Here is a 20,038-nt window from a genome sequence, read left to right on the forward strand (position 1 = left end):
GAATGGCATCAGAAGGAGCTAATAATGAGCAGAAAAACCCAACGTTACTCTAAAGAGTTCAAAGCCGAAGCTGTCAGAACGGTTCTTGAAAATCAACTTTCGATCAGTGAAGGCGCTTCCCGATTATCTCTTCCTGAAGGCACTTTAGGACAATGGGTTACCGCCGCCAGAAAAGGGCTCGGTACTCCTGGTTCCCGCACGGTGGCTGAACTGGAATCTGAAATTCTGCAACTGCGTAAGGCGTTAAATGAAGCTCGCCTTGAGCGAGATATATTAAAAAAAGCAACAGCGTATTTTGCACAGGAGTCGCTGAAAAATACGCGTTAATCGAACAATGGCGACAACAATTTCCCATTGAAGCGATGTGTCAGGTATTTGGTGTATCCAGGAGCGGTTATTACAACTGGGTACAGCATGAACCCTCAGACAGAAAACAAAGTGATGAGCGGCTAAAACTGGAGATTAAGGTGGCACATATCCGCACTCGCGAAACATATGGAACCCGGCGGCTCCAGACGGAGCTGGCAGAGAATGGCATCATCGTTGGTCGTGACCGACTGGCACGTCTTCGTAAGGAGCTAAGGCTACGCTGTAAGCAGAAACGCAAGTTCAGAGCGACTACGAACTCGAACCACAATCTGCCAGTTGCGCCAAATCTGCTGAACCAGACGTTCGCTCCTACAGCACCAAATCAGGTCTGGGTGGCGGACCTGACGTATGTTGCCACACAGGAGGGATGGTTGTACCTCGCTGGCATCAAAGATGTTTATACGTGCGAAATTGTCGGCTACGCCATGGGAGAGCGCATGACAAAAGAGCTGACAGGTAAAGCCCTGTTTATGGCGCTCAGGAGCCAGCGCCCACCTGCCGGGCTAATCCACCACTCTGATCGAGGTTCACAGTACTGCGCATACGATTACCGGGTCATACAGGAGCAGTCTGGTCTGAAAACATCAATGTCGCGTAAAGGTAACTGTTACGACAACGCTCCGATGGAAAGCTTCTGGGGAACGCTGAAAAATGAGAGCCTGAGCCACTATCGTTTTAATAACCGGGATGAAGCCATCTCAGTAATACGGGAATACATTGAGATTTTCTACAATCGTCAGCGTCGTCACTCTCGTCTGGGGAATATCTCCCCGGCAGCCTTCAGGGAAAAATATCATCAGATGGCTGCTTAAAAAAAGAACAAATGGTAGTGTCCGCTATTGCCAGTACACCTCAGTGTTAATACCAGAATCACCGCCCTTCCATATGCCTTTCCCTGTTTTCTTATCAACTACATATTCAGCCTCGTCATAGCTTTTGGTAGCGCGTTCCTTTACATCTTTACCGATGGCATCTAGTATTTTTCTGCGTCCCGGATCACCCTGGAGGCTATCGATCCCGTTGTCATACGCCCAACGCTCAAGATTATTAAGTAAGTTGTAATCAACTCCACCAAGCCTTGCACGTTGGATTAGCTCCCCTTCTGTTTCAGCATTAGCAAAGCTGTTAGCCATAAATTCAGAGGTTTTACTAACAGCCATCACGCCAGCAGCAGCCGTAGCGCCTCCAAATAACAGAGCGCCCATCGTGGCGGAATTCCCTGATCCTCCCTTAACGGGGGCAAATTGAGCTTTTCTGTTGCCATTAATCTTACGTTGTTGCTGTTGTAGGCGTTTCATCTGACTATTCATACGCGCCAGGCTGATAGCCCCTTGCTCATATTGTTTTGCTATCTCTCTAGCCTGTGCAATAGCTTTGTATTGTTCCGCTACAGAGAGACGGTGCATTGCACTGATAGAGCTTGATACATCAAGGAGTTTTAATTCTGCTTTCTCTTTACGTGCTGCTATTTGTTGCTGTTGCCTTGCCTGTGCTCTTGCTGCGGCAGCTTGTGCTCTTTGATTCTGCTTTTCTGTTTTAGCTTTCTGTTGAGCAATCTTGGGTAATGACTCCAACTTATTGATAGTGTTTTATGTTCAGATAATGCCCGATGACTTTGTCATGCAGCTCCACCGATTTTGAGAACGACAGCGACTTCCGTCCCAGCCGTGCCAGGTGCTGCCTCAAATTCAGGTTATGCCGCTCAATTCGCTGCGTATATCGCTTGCTGATTACGTGCAGCTTTCCCTTCAGGCGGGATTCATACAGCGGCCAGCCATCCGTCATCCATATCACCACGTCAAAGGGTGACAGCAGGCTCATAAGACGCCCCAGCGTCGCCATAGTGCGTTCACCGAATACGTGCGCAACAACCGTCTTCCGGAGACTGTCATACGCGTAAAACAGCCAGCGCTGGCGCGATTTAGCCCCGACATAGCCCCACTGTTCGTCCATTTCCGCGCAGACGATGACGTCACTGCCCGGCTGTATGCGCGAGGTTACCGACTGCGGCCTGAGTTTTTTAAGTGACGTAAAATCGTGTTGAGGCCAACGCCCATAATGCGTGCAGTTGCCCGGCATCCAACGCCATTCATGGCCATATCAATGATTTTCTGGTGCGTACCGGGTTGAGAAGCGGTGTAAGTGAACTGCAGTTGCCATGTTTTACGGCAGTGAGAGCAGAGATAGCGCTGATGTCCGGCAGTGCTTTTGCCGTTACGCACCACCCCGTCAGTAGCTGAACAGGAGGGACAGCTGATAGAAACAGAAGCCACTGGAGCACCTCAAAAACACCATCATACACTAAATCAGTAAGTTGGCAGCATCACCCAATCTTGTCTACTTCGCTTTGTGGGTAATGACTCCAACTTATTGATAGTGTTTTATGTTCAGATAATGCCCGATGACTTTGTCATGCAGCTCCACCGATTTTGAGAACGACAGCGACTTCCGTCCCAGCCGTGCCAGGTGCTGCCTCAGATTCAGGTTATGCCGCTCAATTCGCTGCGTATATCGCTTGCTGATTACGTGCAGCTTTCCCTTCAGGCGGGATTCATACAGCGGCCAGCCATCCGTCATCCATATCACCACGTCAAAGGGTGACAGCAGGCTCATAAGACGCCCCAGCGTCGCCATAGTGCGTTCACCGAATACGTGCGCAACAACCGTCTTCCGGAGACTGTCATACGCGTAAAACAGCCAGCGCTGGCGCGATTTAGCCCCGACATAGCCCCACTGTTCGTCCATTTCCGCGCAGACGATGACGTCACTGCCCGGCTGTATGCGCGAGGTTACCGACTGCGGCCTGAGTTTTTTAAGTGACGTAAAATCGTGTTGAGGCCAACGCCCATAATGCGTGCAGTTGCCCGGCATCCAACGCCATTCATGGCCATATCAATGATTTTCTGGTGCGTACCGGGTTGAGAAGCGGTGTAAGTGAACTGCAGTTGCCATGTTTTACGGCAGTGAGAGCAGAGATAGCGCTGATGTCCGGCAGTGCTTTTGCCGTTACGCACCACCCCGTCAGTAGCTGAACAGGAGGGACAGCTGATAGAAACAGAAGCCACTGGAGCACCTCAAAAACACCATCATACACTAAATCAGTAAGTTGGCAGCATCACCCACAGTGACCTACCCCTAGCTCATAGTGAACTACCCCCCTAGTTCACAGTGACCTATATAGTATAAAGAATATTATTTATAGTATTTAATTATAGTATTGGTGGAAGTCATTTCCTAAGTAGGTAGGAAACCACTTCCTAGGTTACTTCCTAAATAGATCGGAAATCATTTCCTAAATAGCTGCGCTTAATACCGCTACACTTTTGCCAGCCCATGTTTGCCTCCGGGGAATGGGCTGACGGTTTCCATAAAATGGCGAACTTTTTTCAACAGTTGCCACATTGAGCTGCACTGATGATTACGCGTTATTGTGTCGTGAAGTGCCTGCCATAGCCGTTCAACATGATTCACCCATGGCGAGTAAACCGGCTGATAAATGACCCTGAACTTCGGGTTCTCCTTCAGCCAGCTCTGTGTTTCCCGGCTTTTGTGGATAATGTAGTTGTCCACGATCAGCGTGATGGTTTTCGCCCGACGGTATGTCGCTTTAAGCCGCTTCAGCAGGCTGATGAACAGCGCCGAACTTTTGCTGTTGCCGCCCACACAGCTGACTTTACCTGTCCCGCTGTGCAGCGCTCCGGCCAGATAATATTTTTCATTCTGTCCCGGCGTGACCACCCGTTTTTGCTGTCCGCGCAGTTGCCAGTCCGCACCGATTTTGGGATTAAGATGGATATCCACTTCATCTTCATAAAAGACCGGATGCTCTGCGCTGCATTCGTCCAGTGCTTTATGGATTGCTGCCATCTTTTCATCTTTATGCGGGTCACGGATACGCAGAGTTGGCGCAGCCCTTCGCCACACAATCCCCGCAGACGGCAACCAGCGGCGAACGGTTCCGGCATTTAACTGGCAACCGGTTATCTCATTGATTTTTATTGCCAGCAGTTCTGTACTCCAGCGTGAACGCTGGTAGCCAAAGTCGCCGGGAGAATGTTTTACCAGCTCACGTAACAGTGTGCAGATATGCTCAAACGGCCAGCGACGGGCACGCCCGGCAGGTAATGATTTCAGTCCCTCAACACCCGACTGCGTGAACCAGTTAATCCAGCGTCCAACAGAGGAACGGGCGCAGCAGAGCGTTCTGGCAACGTCGCTGACACGGTCGCCCCGGTGCAGCATCAGCATGGCAGTCAGTCTGCGGGCATAATTTTTATCGTGTGTTTTATGGATGGCTTTCTGCATCAGGCGTCGTTCGTCACGGGAAATTGGTGCTATGATCGGCATTGCTCAGTCCGGTTGGTGATTTGTTTTGATTTGGCGATTGATCAGATCGCACAATCCGGGCTAAGTTCCCTCAAAGTGATCTACTATTCCGCGCAGCTATTTAGGTGTTATTTATACTTATCGGGTATCAGTTTTGATAGGGGTATCAGACTTGATAGGGGTAACAGAATTCTGTGGGGGTAGTTCACTATGACCTACCCCTAGTTCACTGTGAGCTACCGTTACATCCAATCATCTTCCGATGTAACGTATCGTTACTACCGATGTGTAATATCGTTACATTCAATAATTAGTCTATGTAACATATCGTTACTACCAACTTTCTTACAGAGAGCATTTCAGATAAATGAATGTAACCTCTCGTTACATCCATTTGTCACATAGCACTCTGTGTAATGTCTTTCTATGTGTGTGCCATAATCCCCCTATATTCCCTGTGTAAATCATAGAATAATGCTCTCTATTCCCTGTGTAATTCCCTACTAAAAAATCCAATGAAAAGTAGCTTAAAAGTTCAATTCTTACTTTCTTCACTTTTACATCACTTTCGCAAAGCCTTGTGTAATGCGGCTTACAGAGCACCATCAGAAATTGTTGGCTAAAAATTGTTCTGCTTGTTTCTGAACGAGTTTCTCGTTTGTGCAAATTTTAAAATTTATTTTGTTTTTATAGCCTTATTTCGTGTAATGCCTGGCATAGCAAGCCCTTTTCTTGTGTTGTCAAGACATTTGGCAACGTTCAAACATCTGTTTAGAAATGCCAAATTGTTGATCTAACAAATAAACCTGTATAAACAGAACACCATTTAATCTATTCCCCTGTGTAACCCACCACATCACACAATAAAAACAAAAAACTTTAATTATATTTCATAGCATACAAAAGTCAATAGAAGCCCTTTCGTGCTCCTACGTAAAAAATCCATCACTTTTCCCCTGATACATCAATTCAAGGCGTTATATGTGTTCCTTAGCACATATAACATTTATTATGTTAAGTGGATTTTGGCCTATATTTTGACCTGCACCCGCATAAACACTGGTTTCATCGCTTACAGCCCTTGTGAGACGTGGTGCTGTTTCTAGCATCTGATCCGACATAAAACCGATCATTCTCGTGTTTAGTGAAAGTTTAGTGAGAGACATTACAGAAAGGCTTTCTGTGTAATGATTTAATAGGTAAAAACGATGTTGATTACGCAAGAAAATTCCTTGCTGATATTTGGGGATTCTGGATTTTCCAGATCGGGGGGCGCTGAAAATCGCGTTAAGCACCTCTCGCAATCTAGCCATAAGGGAAGGGATATAGGTATTAAGATGTATTTATAGCTATTTATGGCTATTTATTTTTTATTTACCTTTACTTAAAAATAACCTTATAAATCAATAAGATACATAATTATCTGTTTATATTTTAATCAAGTTTAATACCCTTAAATCACCTGAAAATAGCCTTAAATACCCCAATAATTAATTTTAAGGTTTTCCGTGTTCTCTTCCGCATTATGAAAATGCAAAATAAGGCACAAAACAAGCGCACAGACGCATTAAACACACATCACCTATCCCTATACCGAGTAATGAAAACAGCGTTAGAATGCGTCCTGTTGCGTTCTGGAGATTTTCAGAAATCCTCTCTAAGCCATTTCAACTCACTAAGGAGTTTTCTTTCTTCGTTCTCTCTCTGTTTACGCTCTAGCCAGGCTTTTCCTTCTGGCGTAGACAGGAACTTACGAGCGTGAATCTTGCGGTTATTACGTTTGATTGCTGCAATGTTTTTCATCGTGTGCCTCTGTATTCATATGAAAATTAACAAGTTACATACTACACAGGGAGACTACGCATAAAACACAATACAAGTAAAGATACATTTTCAAGACAATAGGAGCCATAAAGCGCCTTTGATGGTTATACCAAAAAATAAGCGCCGTAGGCGTATCCACTAAAAAGGGCTTTTTCACAAAAGCTATGAAGTCTTAGCAGTTCTTCTCTTATCAGGCACCCGTTGTACTCCGGTGGACGAAACCGTGCTAGAGCTTGATTCTTTCCCGATCAAGTTAGGTTTTGAAGAGGTGGGCTTTAATCCACTATTGCACTTAAAACTCTTCCCATCATTTAGCCTGTTTATCCTCTGCAACGTCTCACGACGTGTAGCATCATTGGACACCGCGCCAGGTGTGGAACATCTTGCTAAGAGTTTTGGTAGAAGGTTTAGAGACGGTGGCACGTCTTCCAGCTTCAAAGGAACTTGTTACGAGGTTGAGCCTGGGAACTACTCGCCCATACGTGTTACACTACCAAAGCCCATAACAACGTATAGGCGTTTGTAAGTGATAACAGAAGATACAATTTCTTAGAGAAGTTAAGCTAAGTTATTAATTTTCTTAATGGTGCCGATAATAGGAGTCGAACCTACGACCTTCGCATTACGAATGCGCTGCTCTACCAACTGAGCTATATCGGCCCTGAAAGGACATGTTCACGAACGTGAATCACGGTGGACAAGGTTAAAACTAACCGGGCGATGCGTCAATGGCCTTGTGAATCAAATGGCTACTTTTGCATCACCCGGTTTTATTTACGCACGAATGGTGTAATCACCAATGCCGATCCACTTGTAAGTGGTCAGTGCTTCCAGCCCCATTGGGCCACGCGCGTGGAGTTTTTGTGTGCTTACCGCCACTTCCGCACCCAGACCAAACTGGCCGCCGTCGGTAAAACGCGTAGAGGCGTTAACGTAAACAGCGGACGAATCCACTTCGTTAACAAAACGCTGGGCGTTGCGCATATCGCGGGTCAGGATCGCATCGGAGTGTTGTGTGCCGTGTTCACGAATATGGGCGATGGCATCGTCAAGATCGCTGACGATTTTGACGTTCAAATCTAATGACAGAAACTCATCGTCATACTCTTCGGCTTTAACAGCAACCACCTTCGCAGGGCCTGCCTGCAACTGCGCCAGTGCAGCTGCATCTGCGTGTAATGTCACGCCGCTTTCCGCCATTTGTTTGCTTAATGCGGGCAGGAAGCTATCGGCGATGTTTTTATTCACCAGCAACGTTTCAACCGTATTACATGTGCTCGGACGCTGAGTTTTCGCGTTGACGATCACTTTTAATGCTTCAGCGATCTCTACACTTTCATCAACGTAAATATGGCATACGCCTATACCACCTGTGATCACCGGGATTGTCGACTGTTCACGGCACAGTTTATGCAAACCAGCGCCACCACGCGGGATCAGCATGTCGATGTATTTATCCATACGCAGCATTTCACTGACCAGCGCACGGTCAGGATTATCAATCGCCTGCACGGCACCCGCCGGTAAGCCGCAGGATTTCAGGGCGTCCTGAATCACCGCCACCGTTGCAGCGTTAGTGCGACACGTTTCTTTGCCACCGCGCAGGATCACCGCATTACCGGTTTTCAGGCACAGCGAAGCGACATCAACCGTCACGTTCGGGCGCGCTTCATAAATCACGCCAATAACCCCCAGCGGTACGCGACGACGCTCAAGACGCAGGCCGCTGTCCAGTACGCCGCCATCGATTACCTGCCCCACCGGATCGGCGAGGTTGCACACCTGACGTACATCGTCGGCAATGCCTTTCAGCCGTGCGGGCGTCAGTGCCAGACGGTCAAGCATCGCTTCGCTAAGGCCATTGGCTCGCGCGTCAGCAACATCCTGGGCGTTAGCGTTGAGGATGATTTCGCTTTGTGCTTCCAGTTCATCGGCGATTTTTTCCAGCACGCGATTTTTTTCGCGGCTGGAGAGTTGCGCTAATTTATACGAGGCTTGCTTCGCAGCAATGCCCATTTGTTCCAGCATCGGCCAGCTCCTTAACGGGTAATCATGTCATCACGGTGAACGGCAACCGGGCCGTATTCATATCCCAGTATTGCATCAATTTCTTGCGAGTGGTGTCCGGCAATACGGCGTAATGCATCGCTGTTGTAACGACTGACGCCGTGGGCGATATCGCGGCCTTCGAGGTTGCAAATGCGGATGACTTCACCACGCGAGAAATTGCCAGTCACGCTTTTAATGCCTTTCGGCAACAGGGAGCTGCCGCGTTCCAGAATGGCGGCAGTTGCCCCTTCATCTACCGTGATTTCACCCGCCGGCGGCGCACCGAAAATCCAGCGTTTACGGTTTTCAAGCGGAGTCGCCTGGGCATGGAACAGCGTACCGACGGAAATGCCTTCCATCACATCACCAATAACGCCCGGCTTGCTGCCCGCGGCAATAATGGTGTCGATACCCGCACGGCAAGCCACGTCAGCGGCCTGCAATTTGGTACTCATGCCGCCAGTTCCGAGGCCTGAAACGCTGTCACCGGCAATCGCGCGCAGTGCGTCATCAATGCCGTAAACATCTTTAATCAGTTCTGCCTGCGGATTGCTGCGCGGGTCAGCGGTATACAAACCTTTTTGATCGGTCAGCAGCAACAGTTTATCGGCACCCGCCAGAATCGCCGCCAGCGCAGAAAGGTTATCGTTATCGCCGACTTTAATCTCTGCCGTAGCGACAGCATCGTTCTCATTGATTACCGGAACGATATTGTTATCGAGCAACGCACGCAGGGTGTCGCGGGCGTTCAGGAAGCGTTCACGGTCTTCCATATCAGCACGGGTCAGCAGCATTTGCCCGACGTGAATGCCATAAATCGAAAACAGCTGTTCCCACAGTTGAATCAGTCGACTCTGCCCTACCGCTGCCAGCAGTTGTTTCGAGGCGATAGTCGCTGGCAGTTCCGGGTAACCCAGGTGCTCACGTCCGGCGGCGATCGCGCCCGACGTCACAATAACAATCCGATGCCCGGCGGCATGTAACTGCGCGCACTGGCGAACAAGTTCAACAATATGGGCACGGTTCAGACGGCGCGATCCGCCTGTTAGCACACTGGTGCCGAGTTTTACCACCAGCGTCTGGCTGTCACTCATGATTCTCTGCCATTCAATTTTAGGAAAAATGATATCAAACGAACGTTTTAGCAGGACTGTCGTCGGTTGCCAACCATCTGCGAGCAAAGCATGGCGTTTTGTTGCGCGGGATCAGCAAGCCTAGCGGCAGTTGTTTACGCTTTTATTACAGATTTAATAAATTACCACATTTTAAGAATATTATTAATCTGTAATATATCTTTAACAATCTCAGGTTAAAAACTTTCCTGTTTTCAACGGGGCTCTCCCGCTGAATATTCGCGCGTTAATTAAAATCAGGAATGAAAATGAAAAAGAGCACTCTGGCATTAGTGGTGATGGGCATTGTGGCATCTGCATCTGTACAGGCTGCAGAAATATATAATAAAGACGGTAATAAACTGGATGTCTATGGCAAAGTTAAAGCCATGCATTATATGAGTGATAACGCCAGTAAAGATGGCGACCAGAGTTATATCCGTTTTGGTTTTAAAGGTGAAACACAAATTAACGATCAACTGACTGGTTATGGTCGGTGGGAAGCGGAGTTTGCCGGAAATAAAGCGGAGAGTGATACTGCACAGCAGAAAACGCGTCTCGCTTTTGCCGGGTTGAAATATAAAGATTTGGGTTCTTTCGATTATGGTCGTAACCTGGGCGCGTTGTATGACGTGGAAGCCTGGACCGATATGTTCCCGGAATTTGGTGGCGATTCCTCGGCGCAGACCGACAACTTTATGACCAAACGCGCCAGCGGTCTGGCGACGTATCGGAACACCGACTTCTTCGGCGTTATCGATGGCCTGAACTTAACCCTGCAATATCAAGGGAAAAACGAAAACCGCGACGTTAAAAAGCAAAACGGCGATGGCTTCGGCACGTCATTGACATATGACTTTGGCGGCAGCGATTTCGCCATTAGTGGGGCCTATACCAACTCAGATCGCACCAACGAGCAGAACCTGCAAAGCCGTGGCACAGGCAAGCGTGCAGAAGCATGGGCAACAGGTCTGAAATACGATGCCAATAATATTTATCTGGCAACTTTCTATTCTGAAACACGCAAAATGACGCCAATAACTGGCGGCTTTGCCAATAAGACACAGAACTTTGAAGCGGTCGCTCAATACCAGTTTGACTTTGGTCTGCGTCCATCGCTGGGTTATGTCTTATCGAAAGGGAAAGATATTGAAGGTATCGGTGATGAAGATCTGGTCAATTATATCGACGTCGGTGCTACGTATTATTTCAACAAAAATATGTCAGCGTTTGTTGATTATAAAATCAACCAACTGGATAGCGATAACAAATTGAATATTAATAATGATGATATTGTCGCGGTTGGCATGACCTATCAGTTTTAATGGATATTGCCGGATGTGATACATCCGGCACATTTCACTCACGCCGTTAACTTCACCGGTTCATCACGAAAATCATCCGCCGGTTCCAGCTTCAGATTCAGCGTCGTCAGCAGTTCACGCAGCTTCTCGTGAAACTCACGTAGGGTGTGCTCCAGTCGTTCAACCACTTCAGTGTCTTTTACCGGAACACTCTTCCAGTCGCCTGCTTTATCGAACAGACCAAACTGGTAACTGTAGGTAAAACGGGATTCCTGCGCTTCAAGCTCCATCCACCAGCCCCAGAACTCACGCACTTCCGGTGCCGGTTTCACGTTGACGCATACAGCCAGACAATCGAAAAAGAATCGATTATCTTCGCACTTACCTTCACGAATATACGGGCCTAGTGCGGTAAATTTTTTGATCAATCTGCTCTTCGGGTGTCCACTCGGTAACGTCATTGCAATCTCCTGTTGTGATGCAACTGTTTTACCAAATTGGCAAATTTTAGCAAATTTTTAACACAAGCGTTTTTCGATCCAGCCGGTGATTTCCTGAAGACCTTTGTCAAAATTCCGATACACCGGGTTAAATGGGATCTCTAATAATTTACCGTCAGCAGATGATGAGGTGATTAAGCGTGAGTCCTCTTCCGGGCTGAACGGATCGTTCTTCCAGTAGCCTGATAACATTGGCGTTGGGCAGCGACGCCCCAGCAATCCTTGCACTTTTAATGAATAGCGATTCAGCTCCACGCGTAACGCTTCGTCGGAAGCATCATGCATCCCCAAACGACTCGCCAGAACGTCAAGATACATTTCCGGCACCTGTTGCTGGCACTTAAAATCACTCAACAGGGTATGAACTACCGGACCAAGACAGGCAACCGCTTTCAGACGCGGCGATTCAAGATATGCCAGACGCACGGCAACGTTAGCGCCGAAACGGAAACCAAAGGCCGCGACGCGAGTGTGATCCACCCACGGTACGTTAGGCAGAGCCTTTAAAACGTGCTGATGCAACAGGCTGGAGTCCTGGGTGAGCTTCCATTTTGATGAAAAGCCCACCGACGGCATATCAATAGTCAGCATCGCAATGCCGCGCGGCGCAAAATAACGTTCATACAGGCTGTAATAGTCCGTCTGCATCGCATCCAGACCACCACACATTAATACTGTCGGGAACGGGCCATCGCCTTTCGGCATATGCAAAAAGCCGGTGATGGGCGCACCGCCGGGTACGGTAAACTCCATCTGCCGCATCGTGCCCGGCAGACGCTGGGCGGCTTCTTCATAGGCACGGTTTGACAAAGCCTGCGCTTGCTCGGCCAGGTCATCTCCTTTCAGATGAGGATAGGCAGCAATGTTGTACAACGTAGCCGCATGCAGCCAGTGACGACCACTGAGTTGCGGATCTTCTTCCGCACAGGCTTTTTGTTGCCACACCATCGCCTGGATGGCCCACTCATAAATCCAGTTGCCACCACGGTAGCCAATCACCGTATCGTATAAATCATCGTCGGTACGTTCGGCATCGCTCATCACAATACGCGCCTGGACGTCGAGGATTTCACGTGGGTCAATGCCGCGCCAGATCCACATCAGACGGTTAATCATGCGATACCAGTGAGGGATGGTTTTACCATCAAGGGCCGACTGCACAGGCGGTTGTGCGCCGTGATTAAAGCGGCGGACTAGCGTCGAGGTTTCAGGATGTTTAAAGCGGGGTTTGAACAGGGTTTCGCTCAGGTTTGCCTGTGTCATGGATGCAGCCTCCAGAATACTTACTGGAAACTATTGTAACCCGCCTGAAGTTAAAAAGAACAACGCCCGGCAGTGCCAGGCGTTGAAAAGATTAGCGACCGGAGATTGGCGGGACGAATACGACGCCCATATCCCACGGCTGTTCAATCCAGGTATCTTGCGGGATATCAACAACATAGTCATCAACCAGCGGACGACCAGCCGGTTTTGCGAAGATGGTGACAAAGTGCGCTTTTGGATACATTTCACGAATCGCAACCGCAGTACCACCGGTATCCACCAGGTCATCAATAACGATGAAGCCTTCGCCATCGCCTTCTGCGCGTTTTAGCACTTTAAGCTCGCGCTGGTTGTCGTGATCGTAGCTGGAAATACAAACGGTATCGACATGACGAATACCCAGTTCACGCGCCAGTAACGCACCCGGTACCAGACCGCCACGGCTTACGGCAATAATGCCTTTCCATTGTTCAGAAGGCATCAGTCGGCTTGCGAGTTTACGTGCATGGATCTGCAACATGTCCCAGGTGACGATGTATTTTTCGCTCATGTGAAGTGTCCCAGCCTGTTTATCTACGGCTTAAAAAGTGTTCGAGGGGAAAATAGGTTGCGCGAGATTATAGAGATCTGGCGCACTAAAAACCAGTATTTCACATGAGTCCGCGTCTTTTTACGCACTGCCTCTCCCTGACGCGGGATAAAGTGGTATTCTCAAACATATCTCGCAAGCCTGTCTTGTGTTGACAACATTTTCTGCTAACCCTGTGACCTGCAATACTGTTTTGCGGGTGATCGACAAGGAGACTTAACGTGTCTGAACTGTCTCAATTATCTCCACAGCCGCTGTGGGATATTTTTGCCAAAATCTGTTCTATTCCTCACCCGTCCTATCATGAAGAGCAACTCGCTGAATACATTGTTGGTTGGGCAAAAGAGAAAGGTTTCCATGTCGAACGCGATCAGGTAGGTAATATCCTGATTCGTAAACCTGCTACCGCAGGTATGGAAAATCGTAAATCGGTCGTCTTACAGGCCCACCTCGATATGGTGCCGCAGAAAAATAACGACACCGTGCATGACTTCACGAAAGATCCTATCCAGCCTTATATTGATGGCGAATGGGTTAAAGCGCGCGGCACCACGCTGGGTGCAGATAACGGCATTGGTATGGCGTCTGCGCTGGCGGTTCTGGCTGACGAAAACGTGGTTCACGGCCCGCTGGAAGTGCTGCTGACCATGACCGAAGAAGCCGGTATGGACGGTGCGTTCGGCTTACAGAGCAACTGGTTGCAGGCTGATATTCTGATTAACACCGACTCCGAAGAAGAAGGTGAAATCTACATGGGTTGTGCGGGGGGTATCGACTTCACCTCCAACCTGCATTTAGATCGTGAAGCGGTTCCAGCTGGTTTTGAAACCTTCAAGTTAACCTTAAAAGGTCTGAAAGGGGGTCACTCCGGCGGGGAAATCCACGTTGGCCTGGGTAATGCCAACAAACTGCTGGTGCGCTTCCTAGCGGGTCATGCAGAAGAACTGGATCTGCGCCTTATCGATTTCAACGGCGGCACACTGCGTAACGCCATCCCGCGTGAAGCCTTTGCGACCATTGCTGTCGCAGCTGATAAAGTCGACGTCCTGAAATCTCTGGTGAATACCTATCAGGAGATCCTGAAAAACGAGCTGGCAGAGAAAGAGAAAAATCTGGCCTTGTTGCTGGACTCTGTAGCGAACGATAAAGCTGCCCTGATTGCGAAATCTCGCGATACCTTTATTCGTCTGCTGAACGCCACCCCGAACGGTGTGATCCGCAACTCAGACGTGGCAAAAGGTGTGGTCGAAACCTCCCTGAACGTCGGTGTGGTGACCATGACTGATAATAACGTAGAAATTCACTGTCTGATCCGTTCTCTGATCGACAGCGGTAAAGACTACGTGGTGAGCATGCTGGATTCGCTGGGTAAACTGGCTGGCGCGAAAACCGAAGCGAAAGGCGCATATCCTGGCTGGCAGCCGGACGCTAATTCTCCGGTGATGCATCTGGTACGTGAAACCTATCAGCGTCTGTTCAACAAAACGCCGAACATCCAGATTATCCACGCGGGCCTGGAATGTGGTCTGTTCAAAAAACCGTATCCGGAAATGGACATGGTTTCTATCGGGCCAACTATCACCGGTCCACACTCTCCGGATGAGCAAGTTCACATCGAAAGCGTAGGTCATTACTGGACACTGCTGACTGAACTGCTGAAAGAAATTCCGGCGAAGTAATTATTTGATTTGCTGCCGGATGGCGTTTAATCGCCTTCCGGCAGTTTCATCCTTCATTATCCTTCGATAAAAGCCATCCCTGTAAATGTCCGTCTCGGGTTGCCACGTTCAATCTGGTGATGGAACATTCGCCGCTGCGATTTCAGCACCGCGCTATTTTCCTGTTGCTGCTGCTCCAGCTTCCAGGCAATCAGCAATCGTGCCAGCCGCTTGTTAGCATGCTGACTACGCTCTGACTGAACCTTCACGCTAATACCGGATGCCAAATGCGTGGCGCGTACCGCCGAGTCGGTTTTATTGACATGTTGACCGCCCGGCCCCGACGAACGCAACGTCTCATAACGGATTGCATCCGATTGTTCCTGCTCATCAGCGGTAAAACGCCCAATGCCCAGAAACCAGTTTTTGCGCCCATGATGAGGCCGATACGGACTCGGACAAATCCACTGAATAGTGCCGCACCAGCTTTCGCTTAATGCCCATGCGTTATCGCCATCCAGAGAAACCAGAGCTGAACGCAGCGTGTCAGAGTAGCGGCCCGTTTCTGTTTCCAACACCGTTACCGCGACGTCTTGTCGGGCAGCTTCTTTAATTAATCGCTCCAGCGCCTTTTTCACTGCGAGACAACATTCTTCCGGCCCCTGCGCTGAGGAGAGTTGTAGCAAGATCATCCTTTTTTCCCTCCACTGTTTTTGAGCGTTAGCACCGGACGCAGCCGCGCGACAGGAATAATTAAACCAGCCTGCACCAGACATTGCACCACGCTTTCAGCCGATTTATAGGCTTGTGGCGCTTCTTCAAAGATGAGTTGTTTATCGCGACAAATTACCCGACTGCCAAGTTCAGTACGTGAGAGCTGCGTCGCTGTGTATTTCGCTGCCAGACGCCCTTTACACTCGGTGCGCCCCCATTTACGCCCAGCCCCATGCGCCAGCGAGTGGAGCGTTTTTTCGTTCGCAACAGGCTGTACAAGCTAGGAGTAATCACCGAGTGAACCGGGAATAATCACCAGACCGTTGTCATCCGGCGTGGCACCTTTACGATGCAACCAGCCCTGTTGATCGCCGATTTGACACGCGCTAACAAAGTTATGCGCCACATCCAGAACCGGACTTCCGGTGGCCTTAACCTGTTGCATTATGCGTAAAGAGATCAGCTGGCGATTAATACGCGCAAACGCCAGCGCATCGTCATGTTCCGCAATATACCGTAGCGCGTCGTCACTGCCTTCAGGCAAACCATGATGCGAAAACGAGGCAATATGCCGCTGTAAAATAGACTGCCCCGTTACTTTATTCGTACCCCTTATAATGGGGTGTTAGCCAGCCAGACCCGGCATGATTACTGCCCCCAGTCGTCCATGATCCGGGGGGTGATGTCACCGGGTCTGGTGGGGCGCTGGTAACCGCTAATAGGGGTCAGGTCAGGCACTTTTGCCGGGACCGTCTGTAACGTGGATGCCGGTACCTGCTCCCCGTGGTTATCTGGTTAACCCATATACAAGGGAGACAGAATGACCGAATCCAGCGATTACGAATCCGTCCAGGTCTTTATCGGCGTTGATGTCGGTAAAGATACGCATCACGCTGTTGCCATTAATCGTTCAGGTAAACGCCTGTTCGATAAAGCATTACCCAACGACGAAAACAAACTCAGGTCGCTAATATCTGACCTGAAACAACATGGTCAGATACTGCTGGTTGTTGATCAGCCAGCTACCATCGGTGCGTTACCTGTCGCCGTTGCCCGCTCAGAAGGAGTCCTTGTCGGATACCTCCCTGGACTGGCCATGCGCCGCATAGCCGACTTACACGCCGGTGAAGCTAAAACTGATGCTCGTGACGCTGCCATCATTGCCGAAGCTGCCCGTACCCTGCCTCACGCGCTACGCACGCTGAAACTGGCTGACGAGCAAATCGCCGAACTCTCCATGCTCTGCGGCTTCGATGATGATCTTGCCGCACAGACAACGCAGGCCAGCAACCGTATCCGCGGCCTTCTGACCCAGATACATCCGGCACTGGAGCGCGTTCTCGGTCCGAGACTTGAGCACCCGGCGGTACTCGATCTTCTCCAGCGATATCCCTCACCAGAAAAACTCGCTTCGCTGGGCTTCGCTGGGTGAGAAGAAGCTGGCAGCCCAGCTCTGCAAACTTGCGCCTCGTCTGGGTAAACGCCTTGCAGCAGACATAGCTCAGGCACTGGCCGAACAAACCGTCGTCGTTCCCGGCACGAATGCCGCTGCCGTAGTACTGCCACGTCTGGCACTCCAGCTCATCACGCTGCGTAAGCAAAGAGACGAGGTGGCGCTTGAGGTAGAACAGCGAGTTCTTGCTCACCCTCTTTACCCGGTCCTGACCAGTATGCCCGGAGTCGGTGTCAGGACCGCAGCCAGACTCCTCACCGAGGTCGCCTGCCGCGCCTTCGCCTCTGCCGCACATCTCGCTGCTTATGCTGGCCTTGCGCCGGTAACTCGGCGATCCGGCTCGTCAATACGCGGTGAGCATCCCTCGCGACGGGGTAATAAAGCTCTCAAACGGGCGTTGTTCCTGTCGGCCTTCGCCGCGCTCAGGGATCCGCTCTCCAGGGCTTACTACACCCGCAAAATGAGTCAGGGAAAACGACACAATCAGGCGCTTATCGCCCTGGCGAGACGACGCTGCGACGTTCTGTTCGCCATGATGCGCGACGGGACTTTTTATACCCCGCAGGGGTCATAACATGCTTGACAACTTAATAGGGGCACCCCCCGCGAGCCGCTATGAACCAACAGTTGCAGATGTTGTGCATCCAGACCTGCCAGTGCAAACAGTTCAGCGTCGATGATTTGATCAACTTGTTGCAGTTCAGCGAAATGATTGCCGCCACCGATAGAGCCAAGCGAGCTGCGCCACGGATGCTGTGCAAATGCTGACGGCAGGTTTTCCTCCAGCCAGCTTTCTTCAGCAACGTCATCCAAAGCTGATAATCGCTTTTCAAACTTATCGGCGTTGTATTTGCGAGCGAGAATATCTGTTTGCCATAGCGCCATGCCGCAGCCGATATCATTGCCGACCAGTGCTGGGTAAAAACGGCCAACAGAGAAGAACGCTGCGCCAATCGGGTAGCCGCGTCCGGGATGTAAATCTGGCATCCCCACTACGCGCTGCATGTTGGGTAAATTTGCCGTGGTGTGTAATTGTTGGATCGCTAAACTCTCGATCCACAGGTCATCAGATGCGATGGTAAATACCGCATCGGATAAGGGACGAATATATTTGCCCATGTACCATTCCGTAAATAGACTCGTCATACTTCAAGTTGCATGTGCTGCGACTCGAATTATTGAGAGTAACAATTAAAAAATCAGGAAATGGCAGACGAATCCAGGGCAAGAAAAAAAGAATTAATCCTGGAAAGGTCTGCAAAGAGTCATTGATAAAGGATTTGTCATGATTTACCTCCTTGCAGTTTGTGGAATAAGAAAACGCGCACATACTAGGCGGGCGTTATTTTCATTGCAAGCTGGATTTAATGTTGCGGTTTATATTGCATATAAAAATTAGTAAACCACGCTCCCCGGCATTCAACGTGCTGCTGCTTAACTGTCTGAAAACCATAACGTTCAAAAAAGGGTTTTGCGGTTATGCTGGCATCTACCGTAAGTTCGGATTCAGACTTAATAAATGGTTTTAACAAGGCGCTGGCAACCCCGCGGCGGGTGTATTCAGGGTCAACAAATAACATATCGATATAATGTTCAATGCGGGAAATAAAACCAACCGGTTGTGCATTAATGACCGCAACCCACACTTGTGATTTCGCGAGTTTCTCCTTCCAGCGAGATTCGTCAATCTGCGCCCAGGCGGCAATTTGTTGTGGAGAATAATGCTGACTGGCGGTCATCGTAACCGCTCTAATGAAAATAGCGCATAGTTGCTGAAAATCGCCAGGCTGATAGTTTCTTATTTGTATGTTATTCATAATCCCAGCACCAGTTGTCTTTCCATTTGCGGATCAAGCAACGTCACATGCAGCCCCACCAGTCGCACACCGCGCCCGCCGCGGCGTTCATCCCAGGTTTTACGCGCGGTGGCGATTAAGTCAGCTTTATTCAGCCGCGGCCAGACGTGCTCCTGAGTGGTTTGCTGAAAATCGTCGAACTTTAATTTCACCCCCTGGCGGGCAATCAGTAAATCAGGTTTTACCTTTGCCAGACGGCGTTCAAGTTCCGGATACAGCCGCTCGATAATCGCTTCACATTCAGACCAGTGGTGGATATCTTCCGCCATCGTGCGTTCCACGCCGACGGATTTTCGCAACCGTTCGCTGTTAACGTCGCGCTCGTCAATCCCCTGACTACGCTCCCACAAAATGCGGCCAAATTTGCCAAAGCGTTTAAGCAGCATCACCAGATCACACTTTTGTACATCACCGCAGGTTCGTAGCCCCATCGCTTCCAGTTTTGCCGCCGAGACTTTGCCGACGCCGGGGATTTTTGCCAGTGGTAAGGTTTGTAAAAATGCCGGAACTTCTGCCGGCGTAATCACAAACTGGCCGTTGGGTTTATTCATGTCGGAGGCGATTTTGGCGAGAAACTTTACGGGTGCCACGCCCGCAGACGCCGTCAGTTGCAGCTCGTTGAAAATCGTCTGGCGGATTTCCTGGGCGATGAGGGTCGCAGAACCGTGGCAATGGACGCTATCGGTGACGTCGAGATAAGCCTCATCCAGTGACAACGGTTCAATACGCGAGGTGTAGCGCGAGAAGATTTCGCGGATATGATTTGAGGCTTCTTTGTAGGCGTCAAAGCGCCCCGGAAGCAAGGTGAGATGCGGGCATAATTTGAGCGCCATCCCTGTCGGCATAGCGCTACGTACGCCAAATTTACGCGCGGGATAATTGGCGGTACTGATCACCCCCCGACGTTCGCGGCTGCCGCCAATAGCAATAGGGATATCGCGCAGGGCGGGATTGTCGCGCATCTCCACCGCTGCGAAAAAGCAGTCCATATCCACATGAATGATTTTACGCATTGCTCACC

At 49.7% G+C, this 20,038-nt stretch carries 15 protein-coding genes, 1 tRNA gene and 4 pseudogenes; 4 read left to right on the forward strand and 16 right to left on the reverse strand.

Going from position 1 to position 20,038, the window contains the following annotated elements:
* The first annotated feature begins 24 nt into the window (after nt 1-24).
* A protein-coding gene (locus tag C1P89_RS14150; protein ID WP_087879964.1) for an IS3-like element IS600 family transposase occupies nt 25-1,181 on the forward strand; the annotation gives its coding sequence in 2 pieces (ribosomal slippage) (nt 25-274 and nt 274-1,181; 1,158 coding nt in all).
* A gap of 45 nt (nt 1,182-1,226) precedes the next feature.
* On the opposite strand, the pseudogene C1P89_RS14155 reads toward C1P89_RS14150, so the two are convergent.
* The 8 genes and pseudogenes from C1P89_RS14155 to proB all read right to left on the reverse strand — a co-directional run.
* A pseudogene (locus C1P89_RS14155) lies at nt 1,227-1,928 on the reverse strand (hypothetical protein); the annotation flags it as partial.
* A 16-nt stretch (nt 1,929-1,944) separates the two neighbouring features.
* Nucleotides 1,945-2,642, reverse strand: a protein-coding gene (locus C1P89_RS14160) for an IS1-like element IS1A family transposase (RefSeq protein WP_094096600.1) whose coding sequence is annotated in 2 segments (ribosomal slippage) — nt 1,945-2,393 and nt 2,393-2,642 — 699 coding nt in all. Because the reading frame shifts where the segments join, the coding sequence is not laid out codon by codon here.
* 94 nt (nt 2,643-2,736) lie between these two features.
* Nucleotides 2,737-3,434, reverse strand: a protein-coding gene (locus C1P89_RS14165; RefSeq protein ID WP_094096600.1) for an IS1-like element IS1A family transposase whose coding sequence is annotated in 2 segments (ribosomal slippage) — nt 2,737-3,185 and nt 3,185-3,434 — 699 coding nt in all. Because the reading frame shifts where the segments join, the coding sequence is not laid out codon by codon here.
* 250 nt (nt 3,435-3,684) lie between these two features.
* Complete coding sequence (locus C1P89_RS14170; RefSeq protein WP_005136263.1) at nt 3,685-4,716, reverse strand: IS630-like element IS630 family transposase; 1,032 nt, start codon at nt 4,714-4,716, stop codon at nt 3,685-3,687.
* A 1,623-nt stretch (nt 4,717-6,339) separates the two neighbouring features.
* A complete protein-coding gene (locus C1P89_RS26000) occupies nt 6,340-6,498 on the reverse strand; it encodes a hypothetical protein (RefSeq protein WP_000788777.1) in 159 nt (52 codons plus the stop codon).
* Nucleotides 6,499-7,103: 605 nt separating this feature from the next.
* Nucleotides 7,104-7,179: transfer RNA gene (locus C1P89_RS14185), tRNA-Thr, on the reverse strand.
* Between the two features lie 114 nt (nt 7,180-7,293).
* Nucleotides 7,294-8,547, reverse strand: coding sequence for a glutamate-5-semialdehyde dehydrogenase (gene proA / locus C1P89_RS14190; protein WP_000893278.1), 1,254 nt, complete (start codon nt 8,545-8,547; stop codon nt 7,294-7,296).
* Nucleotides 8,548-8,558: 11 nt separating this feature from the next.
* The gene (proB, locus tag C1P89_RS14195; RefSeq protein ID WP_001285288.1) at nt 8,559-9,662 is read right to left on the reverse strand and encodes a glutamate 5-kinase; all 1,104 of its coding nucleotides are present in this window, start codon (nt 9,660-9,662) and stop codon (nt 8,559-8,561) included.
* 287 nt (nt 9,663-9,949) lie between these two features.
* Between proB and phoE the strand changes: the two genes are divergently transcribed.
* A complete protein-coding gene (phoE, locus tag C1P89_RS14200; protein ID WP_000749863.1) occupies nt 9,950-11,005 on the forward strand; it encodes a phosphoporin PhoE in 1,056 nt (351 codons plus the stop codon).
* 38 nt (nt 11,006-11,043) lie between these two features.
* On the opposite strand, the gene crl is transcribed toward phoE, so the two are convergent.
* The 3 genes from crl to gpt form a co-directional block, all read right to left on the reverse strand.
* Nucleotides 11,044-11,445 (reverse strand): sigma factor-binding protein Crl, encoded by a 402-nt coding sequence (gene crl / locus C1P89_RS14205; RefSeq protein ID WP_000174677.1) that lies wholly within the window; start codon nt 11,443-11,445, stop codon nt 11,044-11,046.
* Nucleotides 11,446-11,502: 57 nt separating this feature from the next.
* Nucleotides 11,503-12,747, reverse strand: coding sequence for an esterase FrsA (frsA, locus tag C1P89_RS14210; RefSeq protein WP_000189530.1), 1,245 nt, complete (start codon nt 12,745-12,747; stop codon nt 11,503-11,505).
* Nucleotides 12,748-12,838: 91 nt separating this feature from the next.
* Nucleotides 12,839-13,297, reverse strand: a complete 459-nt coding sequence (gene gpt, locus C1P89_RS14215) for a xanthine phosphoribosyltransferase (protein ID WP_001291990.1) — start codon at nt 13,295-13,297, stop codon at nt 12,839-12,841.
* A gap of 260 nt (nt 13,298-13,557) precedes the next feature.
* Between gpt and pepD the strand changes: the two genes are divergently transcribed.
* Entirely contained in the window at nt 13,558-15,015 is a 1,458-nt protein-coding gene (pepD, locus tag C1P89_RS14220) for a cytosol nonspecific dipeptidase (protein ID WP_001293027.1), read from the forward strand.
* Nucleotides 15,016-15,071: 56 nt separating this feature from the next.
* Here pepD and prfH read toward each other — a convergent pair whose 3' ends face one another.
* Nucleotides 15,072-15,686: a peptide chain release factor H gene (gene prfH / locus C1P89_RS14225; protein WP_000602134.1), complete on the reverse strand. Its 615-nt coding sequence runs from the start codon at nt 15,684-15,686 to the stop codon at nt 15,072-15,074.
* Nucleotides 15,683-16,303 (reverse strand): annotated as a pseudogene (locus C1P89_RS14230) (RNA ligase RtcB family protein); the annotation flags it as partial. The pseudogene C1P89_RS14230 and the gene prfH, both read right to left, overlap by 4 nt.
* 225 nt (nt 16,304-16,528) lie before the next feature.
* Here C1P89_RS14230 and C1P89_RS14235 point away from each other — a divergent pair.
* Nucleotides 16,529-17,735 (forward strand): annotated as a pseudogene (locus C1P89_RS14235) (IS110-like element ISEc20 family transposase).
* A gap of 23 nt (nt 17,736-17,758) precedes the next feature.
* On the opposite strand, the pseudogene C1P89_RS14240 reads toward C1P89_RS14235, so the two are convergent.
* The 3 genes and pseudogenes from C1P89_RS14240 to dinB all read right to left on the reverse strand — a co-directional run.
* A pseudogene (locus C1P89_RS14240) lies at nt 17,759-18,280 on the reverse strand (RNA ligase RtcB family protein); the annotation flags it as partial.
* 245 nt (nt 18,281-18,525) lie between these two features.
* Nucleotides 18,526-18,978: a GNAT family N-acetyltransferase gene (locus C1P89_RS14245; protein ID WP_001059889.1), complete on the reverse strand. Its 453-nt coding sequence runs from the start codon at nt 18,976-18,978 to the stop codon at nt 18,526-18,528.
* A complete protein-coding gene (gene dinB, locus C1P89_RS14250) occupies nt 18,975-20,030 on the reverse strand; it encodes a DNA polymerase IV (protein WP_001226164.1) in 1,056 nt (351 codons plus the stop codon). Before dinB ends, C1P89_RS14245 begins: the two co-directional genes overlap by 4 nt.
* Between the last annotated feature and the right edge of the window lie 8 nt (nt 20,031-20,038).

Source organism: Shigella sonnei, assembly GCF_002950395.1.
GTDB lineage: Bacteria > Pseudomonadota > Gammaproteobacteria > Enterobacterales > Enterobacteriaceae > ECMA0423.